The sequence below is a fragment of the Sulfitobacter sediminilitoris genome (assembly GCF_010667575.1).
GTDB lineage: Bacteria > Pseudomonadota > Alphaproteobacteria > Rhodobacterales > Rhodobacteraceae > Sulfitobacter > Sulfitobacter sediminilitoris.
The window spans coordinates 23,501-29,500 of the sequence record NZ_JAABNT010000027.1; the positions used below are offsets into that span (position 1 = coordinate 23,501).

At 57.7% G+C, this 6,000-nt stretch carries 8 protein-coding genes and 1 pseudogene; 3 read left to right on the plus strand and 6 right to left on the minus strand.

Features of this window, described 5'->3' with window-relative positions; all coding sequences use genetic code 11:
* Positions 1-187: 187 nt before the first annotated feature.
* Positions 188-1,156 carry a DUF3179 domain-containing protein gene (locus tag GV827_RS21395; protein WP_164356036.1) on the minus strand — a complete coding sequence of 323 codons (969 nt, stop codon included), beginning with the start codon at positions 1,154-1,156 and terminating at the stop codon, positions 188-190.
* A 384-nt stretch (positions 1,157-1,540) separates the two neighbouring features.
* On the opposite strand from GV827_RS21395, the gene GV827_RS21400 reads away from it, so the two are divergent.
* The gene (locus GV827_RS21400) at positions 1,541-1,687 is read left to right on the plus strand and encodes a hypothetical protein (RefSeq protein WP_164356038.1); all 147 of its coding nucleotides are present in this window, start codon (positions 1,541-1,543) and stop codon (positions 1,685-1,687) included.
* A 113-nt stretch (positions 1,688-1,800) separates the two neighbouring features.
* On the opposite strand, the gene GV827_RS21405 is transcribed toward GV827_RS21400, so the two are convergent.
* From GV827_RS21405 to GV827_RS21420, 4 genes are read right to left on the minus strand one after another with little or no spacing between them, the layout of a single operon-like run.
* A complete protein-coding gene (locus GV827_RS21405) occupies positions 1,801-2,253 on the minus strand; it encodes a rhodanese-like domain-containing protein (RefSeq protein WP_164356040.1) in 453 nt (150 codons plus the stop codon).
* Between the two features lie 51 nt (positions 2,254-2,304).
* Complete coding sequence (locus GV827_RS21410) at positions 2,305-2,676, minus strand: ectoine synthase (RefSeq protein ID WP_164356042.1); 372 nt, start codon at positions 2,674-2,676, stop codon at positions 2,305-2,307.
* Positions 2,677-2,685: 9 nt separating this feature from the next.
* A complete protein-coding gene (locus GV827_RS21415; RefSeq protein ID WP_164356044.1) occupies positions 2,686-2,886 on the minus strand; it encodes a DUF1059 domain-containing protein in 201 nt (66 codons plus the stop codon).
* Positions 2,887-2,904: 18 nt separating this feature from the next.
* The gene (locus tag GV827_RS21420; RefSeq protein ID WP_164356046.1) at positions 2,905-3,312 is read right to left on the minus strand and encodes a GFA family protein; all 408 of its coding nucleotides are present in this window, start codon (positions 3,310-3,312) and stop codon (positions 2,905-2,907) included.
* A 131-nt stretch (positions 3,313-3,443) separates the two neighbouring features.
* Between GV827_RS21420 and GV827_RS21425 the strand changes: the two genes are divergently transcribed.
* Positions 3,444-4,310 (plus strand): LysR family transcriptional regulator, encoded by an 867-nt coding sequence (locus GV827_RS21425; RefSeq protein WP_164356048.1) that lies wholly within the window; start codon positions 3,444-3,446, stop codon positions 4,308-4,310.
* Between the two features lie 201 nt (positions 4,311-4,511).
* Here GV827_RS21425 and GV827_RS21430 read toward each other — a convergent pair whose 3' ends face one another.
* Entirely contained in the window at positions 4,512-5,570 is a 1,059-nt protein-coding gene (locus tag GV827_RS21430; protein ID WP_164356050.1) for a zinc-binding dehydrogenase, read from the minus strand.
* Between the two features lie 328 nt (positions 5,571-5,898).
* On the opposite strand from GV827_RS21430, the pseudogene GV827_RS24215 reads away from it, so the two are divergent.
* A pseudogene (locus GV827_RS24215) lies at positions 5,899-6,000 on the plus strand (IS110 family transposase); the annotation flags it as partial.

The window sequence follows — 6,000 nt, forward strand, 5'->3', positions numbered from 1 at the left end:
TTTAAATCGCCGAACTGGCAGAACGACGGGATTAGAACCAAGTTGTTCCCGGCAAAGGGGTATAACCAGAATGGCCATAGTAGGGTCCCGAAAGCTGCTATAGCTTTCGACTGTCGTTGGGCCAAAAATCACAATGCTGTGGCCGTAAAAATCTTGGTCCTTGCTAACGTGGCTTGGTTGCAGTCTTTCAGTTGCCAAGCATCCATTGCCCCTCTGGCCAGAAAGCATGGAAGGCGAATGCGAACATTAAATCATGGACAACGTCCTGCCCGCTTGCATCACGCACACGCACTTCTCCGACATCCCGACCATCCGCAATTCTGGCGGTGTCGAGCGCAGAGGCCATCCCCTCTCGCCATTCAATGGTGAGGCCAGCTTCGGTAATGCTCCCGGCCTGCCTCACACGCGCAAGCGGCCACGCGCGCTCGCCAACCCGCACCACGCGCGCCAGCGCTGGCACCCCATGTGGCGGCGGATCACCACTGAACAGGAAGGGTTTCGTCGAACTGTCGTACTGCCGATACGGGTTCCGGCCATAGCTTCGGCGAAAGTCTGGTTCGTCCATGACCAAACCGTCGGGATGGCGCGCGCGGAAACTATCCCAACTTTCCATCCATGCCGGAAGAGCCCTCAACTCTATGCCTGTCAGTTCACCGGCGATTGCCGTACCGATCGCTTGCTGCCACCAGCTTTCGGTTTGCCGGTCGAACATGATCATATCCGAATGCCGCAATTTGCCGGACACGCCAAATTCCAACACCCCATGTTCAGTGCGCCGATCAAAGACGATACCGGAGTTGCATAAAGGGCAATACGTGACTGCAACTGGCAGATCGCCTACTTCATCGTTCACGATCTCGTGCCAGGTCAGATAGCGCAGCGGATAAGCTCGCGCCAAAGCGCCATCAATCTCCAATGCGATCACCGGCTCACGCGCCTCGATACGCGTTTCCTCGGAAACGGGAATAAATGCAGGATCGCTGACGGCCGGAATGCCATCCTTGGGGGGGCCACCAGAAATGATTTCAGACCAATTCCCAACAGTTGTGTTTGAGAAATCCGTCTTTGGCCATTCAGTTTCCCACCGGCCAGGGTCCGCCCAAGCAAAAGAGACCACTAAGAATAAGATCGCGGTGGGCAGTGCGGGTTTGGCCATTGAAAGCGCCTCCTGTGTATCGCAAAGAAATACATGAAGGTTATGCACCTTGCCTACACGACCCACGTTATTGTTACGATGCGTGTGCCTTTATGTTGGATGCCCATAGCGCCAATCGGAATGTCCACTAAGGGGGGCTCAGAGCGGACTTGCGGCGGCGCAGCGGGGTAAGCTTGGACTGCGCTCCGTAAGCGGCCATTCCCGAAACACAGAAAGTTCAGCGCCTTCAGGGGCGTGATCCGATGCTCGGACATTTGATGGATTGAAGCGGTCGTTAGACTGCAGGGCCCGAAACGACGGCACAGAGCCCTTTGTGACCAATGCTGCAGTTCGCTTGAATTGGCGCAATGCGCTGCAAGCGGACAAGGCCTGCGGAAAAGAAATGTGAACCGAACATTCATCTTCGATCTATGCAACACGGCGTTCTACGCCAAAGACGTGACTGGTCAAAGCCTGCGCACAGTCATTGGCGGGTTTCATATGCTGCGTGCAGAATATCCGCTGGTCGATGAGACGATCGACTGGTTCTAGACCGAAAATTTCGAGCGGCTCTTGCCAATGCATTGCGTGGAATTCGAATACCTGGCCAAATTCCACAATACGCTTTCTATGCCCAAACTAGGCGCCGGTGACCTGATCGAGATTTAACCGTCAGGCAACTGGGCCTTGCCGATCTCTTCTGCCTGGCCGCGCTTGGTCGGGGTTCGCGTCTCTAGCCCAGCCGCCAAAAGAGCCGTCATGCCGCCTTCAACATAAGCCACATCGGTGAACCCCATCTTGGTCAGCAGGTTTGCCGCCTTGGCGCCGCGATAGCAGGGCGTCATCCCGCAAGTGGTCAGGATGCGGCGCCCCCGATCCTGAAGCATCGGATCGCGGTAATCGTTCTCGGGATCGGTATCGGCCAGCCAGGCGATCGACCGCCCCGGCGCGTTGAAGGCCTGGGTTCCAAGGCCAGTCACCGCCACCTCGGATTCGTCGCGCACATCGACAAGCAGGGCATCGGGATCTCTTGCCAGTTCAGAGATTGCATTTTCGGCGCTTACTGACTGTGCCTTGGCTATTGCATCCTGTGCCATCTGAATGAATGTCTGTACCATCGGTTTGTTCTCCTGAGGTGCCCTTTGGAGCGTTGTTCAAAGGTGTTGGGGCTACAGGGACCCGTCTTCGTCATGCACTTCGTCGCCGGTCAGGGCCGGAACGAAGGTGCAGACAATTCGCGTGCGCTCGGTGATCCGAATGCGGTGCCGGTCATGATTGTTCATGGCATAAAGAGTGCCGGGCCGGATCTGGTGCACCTTGCCGGTGTCGAGTTCTTCGACCGTGCCGCCGCCCTCCAGGCAATAGCAGGCCTCAAGGTGGTTCTTTTGCCAAAGCGTCATCTCGAACCCGGGTTCAAGGATGCTGTCGGTCAGGGTCACCCCCATGCCGTCCTCGGCATGCAGCAGGCGCATGGAATGCCATTTGTCGCCATGTGCTTCGCCCTTTGTGCCCAGCACGTTTTCGAGAGTTTTTACAATCATTTCCCCGCCTTAGACATCGGTTTCGCGGATCAGCGTGCCCAGATAATCGCGGGTTTCCTGATCCCAGTCTTCGGGGTTTTCGCCATGGGCGATGCGGGCGTGATGGCCCATCAGCTGCCAGATTTCATCGCGGGTTTCGGCGGTCACGCTGGCGGGGCAGGCTTCCATACCCTCGCAGTCACGGCAGGCGTATGAATAGGCTTTGGTCATCTTCTGTCCCCTGTTGGATTATTCAGGAAAGCCGTCGTAATTGCGCATATCCTCGTTGAACTTCACCCAGTGCAGGCGCTCTTTCAGATAAACGTTTGATTCAGGCGTGATCGCATTCGGGTCGTCAAGCGAGGCAACGGTGATCGCCACATCGTTCCAGCCCTCGCCACGAAACGTCAGGGGCGATCCGCAGGTGCCACAGAACCCCCGGTAAATGCCGAGCGAGGATTCATATTCACTGATCTTGCCTTTGGTGATGGAGAAGTTTGCTGGGTCTGATCCGAACCACGGGACAAAGGCGCCGCCGGTCGCGCGGCGGCAGTCGTCGCAATGGCAAATCCCGGAATATGTATGGGGGCCCGACATCTGGTAGCGGACCGCACCGCAGCGGCATCCACCTTCATGGTTGGGTTGTTTCTCTGCCATCCCACTTCTCCCTTCGAGATTTTTTCTTTCAAACGCTGTGTGACCATGAGTGGCCTTTCGCTAACCATATTGACGCAAAACACCAAAAATGCGACTCAGGAATTTATCAAAAATATTAGATGAGCTAACAAATGGATTGGCGTTCCATGCCCTCCCTCAACGCGCTCAGGGCGTTTTCGGCCCTGGCCGAGACCGGCTCTTATACCAAGGCCGGTGAGGAGTTGAATGTCACCCACGCTGCCGTCATGCAGCAAATCAAGGCGCTGGAGGCGTTCTTCGGGGCGCAGCTGGCCACACGGTCCGGGCGGGGCGTTGCCCTGACTGAAGATGGCAAGGTCCTGGCCCGGGATCTGGAGGCAGGGTTTCGCCAAATCGCGCAGGGCGTCAAAGCGCTTTCCAATCACCAGCAGGCCCGTCCCCTGCATGTCACCATGTCCCCGGTCTTTGCCGTCAAATGGCTGATGCCGCGCCTTGCGGATTTCCAGACCAATCACCCCGAGGTGACCTTGCTTCTGAACCCCACGGGCATGATCGTCGATCTGGAGCGCGACGGAATGGACGTGGCAATCCGTTATAGCCGCACGGAAGATCTGCCGAAAGACGCCGACGTGCTGATTGTTCTGGACCTCGTGGTCGTGGGCACGCCCGAGCTTGTGACCAGCCAGCGCATATCCGGGCCTGCCGATCTCAGGCATCTGCCATGGCTCATGGAACTGGGCACAAATGAAGTGCCCGACTGGTTCGCCCGTCACGGGGTGACGCTGGACCGACCGCTGATGATCAGCCAGATGCCGGGCAACCTGATCATGGATGCGGTGAAACGAAGTGACGGTATCACATATACCGCGCGCCAATGGGTACAGGAGGAAATCAGCGCGGGTGAGCTTGTCGAACTGTTTCCCGAAGATAACGTTGGGGCGTTCTTTATTCACAACCGTCCGGGCGAAAAGCGCAAATCGGTCAAAACATTCTCAAACTGGCTGCGCAGCCGCGCTTGAAAGGCGCGCCACGTGCCCACGGAACCACTCACCGAACGCCGACAAGCGCGGGTCGCGAAAAGGCCCCACTGGCACAGCCAGGTGAATGCCCCGATCCAGCTCGATACTGATGTCCGACAGACAAACAAGAGAACCGATGGCAAGCTCGCCCCGGATCAACGGCAGGTCCGCCAAGGCCACCGCCTTGCGAGCTGCTCTTTCTCACGGCAGCAATATCAGCTTGCCCGCATGCTTCTTCGCCAGAAAATCCGCCTGAGCCCGGCCAATGTCACGCAAGGGATAGGTTTTGGCGATGGTCGGTTTCACCCGCCCTGCGATCATCAAATCGACCAAATCCAAAAAGGTTTCGCGCGACATGAAGGAACAGCCGTGAATGGTGATGTCAGTCAGATAGATCTCGCGCAAATCTGCCTCAACCATTGGTCCGGCGATTGCACCGGAAACCGCGTAATTGCCGCCCGGTTTCAAGGCGCGGATCAGATCAGGCCATGCCTCACCAGCCACGACGTCGATGACGGCATCAAACCCTTGCGCCGGAGGTGTCGCCGAACGTGGCAGCACCTCGACCGCTCCGGCCCGGCGCACCGTCTCAGCCTTTTCGTCGGCGGCAATCCCGGTCACCTGCGCCCCGAGAAGGTCCGCCAGCTGAACCGCGGCAAGCCCGACAACGCCCGATGCTCCCGTGATCAAGACCCTCTGTCCCGTCCCGACGCCCGCCCGGGACAGCAAGTTGAAAGCGGTACCAAAGCCGCAAGGGATCGCCGCTATTTCTTCGTTGGATAGCGGCGAAGCACTGACGTCGAAAATCTCGTCCTCCTGCAGAAGGCAGAATTCAGCGAATGCCCCGTCCAGTTCAGACCCGAGCGCCACATAGGCGAATGGGTTGTCTGACGTTGGCCTGGGGATGTTGATCTGGCTGGTGATCCGTGCGCCGGGCTCGACCGACGTGACCCCATCCCCGACTACAACGACCGTGCCGCAAATATCTCCCCCCTGAATGCGTGGAAACTGGAGTGCACCTGCCCATCCGCCAGCCTCGATCTCATCGTCCTCATCGACGTCCTCGGTGGAACTTGAGACGTCCGAGGAATACCAGCCGACTCGGGTGTTGATGTCAGTGTTGTTGACCCCTGCCGCAAGAACCTTGACTAAGACCTGCCCCGGGCCCGGCAACAGCACCGGGATATCGTCGCGCCACTCCAGTGCATCGGGACCACCGTGGCGAGTCAGATAGACCCCTGACATGACTTCGGGAACCATGATGGAGCCCTCCTTACCCGTTTCAGCGAATTTCTTGAGGTATTGAGTGGAAGGTTAATTTGGTAGCTTCATTCTCGCAACTCGTATGAATTCGGCGGCTATGCGCGGCGAGCGGCCATTGGTGACAGTGCAGCGAAATGGCGCTTCGTCCCGCATCTTACCAGTTCGTCGATCGTGCGGCGAAGGTCCGGAATTTCAGGAGCCGACGTTCAGGCAGCGCGGGGCGAATGCCGGGTGAGAGATGGTATGGTTGCCGCCCTCCCCAGTCGGCATCGCAATGTGCCAAAGATGTGGTCGTACACAGCCACGCTAGAGAGAGGACGGCAATATGATTGATACAATGATCGGTGTAGATTTGGCAAAGAATGTCTTTCAGCTGCATGGGGCTTCGTTGACAGGGGAGGTCAAATTTCGAAAGAAGCTCTCGCGC

Bases quoted from the DNA above. Each gene is read 5' to 3' on its own strand.
- GV827_RS21395 (WP_164356036.1), bottom strand. From the start codon at position 1,156: ATGGCCAAACCCGCACTGCCCACCGCGATCTTATTCTTAGTGGTCTCT.
- GV827_RS21405 (WP_164356040.1), bottom strand. From the start codon at position 2,253: ATGGTACAGACATTCATTCAGATGGCACAGGATGCAATAGCCAAGGCA.
- GV827_RS21410 (WP_164356042.1), bottom strand. From the start codon at position 2,676: ATGATTGTAAAAACTCTCGAAAACGTGCTGGGCACAAAGGGCGAAGCA.
- GV827_RS21415 (WP_164356044.1), bottom strand. From the start codon at position 2,886: ATGACCAAAGCCTATTCATACGCCTGCCGTGACTGCGAGGGTATGGAA.
- GV827_RS21420 (WP_164356046.1), bottom strand. From the start codon at position 3,312: ATGGCAGAGAAACAACCCAACCATGAAGGTGGATGCCGCTGCGGTGCG.
- GV827_RS21425 (WP_164356048.1), top strand. From the start codon at position 3,444: ATGGATTGGCGTTCCATGCCCTCCCTCAACGCGCTCAGGGCGTTTTCG.
- GV827_RS21430 (WP_164356050.1), bottom strand. From the start codon at position 5,570: ATGGTTCCCGAAGTCATGTCAGGGGTCTATCTGACTCGCCACGGTGGT.